The sequence below is a fragment of the Streptomyces sp. NPDC059649 genome (assembly GCF_042734445.1).
Taxonomy (GTDB): domain Bacteria; phylum Actinomycetota; class Actinomycetes; order Streptomycetales; family Streptomycetaceae; genus Streptomyces.
Genome location: NZ_JBHWDV010000124.1, coordinates 1 through 1,302 on the forward strand (window position 1 = coordinate 1; position 1,302 = coordinate 1,302).

Below are 1,302 nucleotides of genomic sequence, written 5' to 3' on the forward strand. Positions count from 1 at the left end.
CACACTCAGCGGCGGCACCACCAGCGTCACCACCAGCGGACTGGTAACCGCCGGCACGTACACGGTCACGGCGACCTACAGCGGCGACGCCAACTACACCGGCTCCGTCGGCACGGACACCCAGACAGTCGCCCAGGCCTCCACAACCACCACGGTCTCATCGTCTCCCGACCCGTCCGTGGTCGGCCAGTCGGTGACCTTCACGGCCACCGTGGCGCCGGTCGCGCCGGGTGCGGGCACGCCCACCGGCACGGTGACGTTCGTCGCCACCGACGGGGTCACCACGGTGACACTCACCGGGGCACTCAGCGGCGGCACCACCAGTGTCAGCACCAACGGACTGGTGACCGCGGGGACTTACACCGTCACCGCGACGTACAGCGGCGACGCCAACTTCACCGGCTCGGTCGGTACCGACACGCAGACCGTGAACCCGGCATCCACGACCACCACCGTCTCCTCCTCACCCGACCCCTCCGTAGTGGGTCAATCGGTAACCTTCACCGCTACCGTCGCGCCGGTCTCGCCGGGCGCGGGCACACCAACGGGCACGGTGACGTTCGTCGCCACCGACGGGGTCACCACGGTGACACTCACCGGAACGCTGAGCGGCGGCACCACCAGCGTCACCACCAACGGACTGGTAACCGCAGGCACGTACACAGTCACGGCGACCTACAGCGGCGACGCCAACTTCACTACGTCCAGCGGGAACGACACCCAGACGGTGAATCAGGCCTCGACGACCACCACGGTCTCATCGACTCCCGACCCCTCCGTCGTCGGCCAGCCCGTGACCTTCACCGCCACCGTCGCACCGAACGCGCCCGGCGCAGGCACCCCAACCGGCACGGTCACGTTCGTCGCCACCGACGGGCTCACCACAGTCACACTCACCGGCACACTCAGCGGCGGCACCACCAGCGTCACCACCAACGGACTGGTAACCGCAGGCACCTACGCAGTCACCGCCACCTACAGCGGCGACGCCAACTACACCGGCTCCGTCGGCACGGACACCCAGACCGTCGCCCAGGCCTCCACGACCACCACGGTCTCATCGACTCCCGACCCCTCCGTAGTCGGCCAGTCGGTGACCTTCACGGCCACCGTGGCGCCGGTCGCGCCGGGTGCGGGCACGCCCACCGGCACAGTGACGTTCGTCGCCACCGACGGGGACACCACAGTGGCGCTCACCGGGACACTGAGCGGCGGCACCACCAGCGTCACCACCAACGGACTCGTCACCGCAGGCACCTACGCAGTCACCGCCACCTACAGCGGCGACGCCAACTACACCAC

Annotated in this window: 1 protein-coding gene; it reads left to right on the plus strand. The window is 69.2% G+C overall.

From position 1 onward, the window contains the following. Window positions 1–1,302, plus strand: a 1,302-nt coding sequence (locus tag ACFV1J_RS40315) for a beta strand repeat-containing protein (RefSeq protein WP_385866986.1), incomplete at both ends; no start/stop codon positions are given.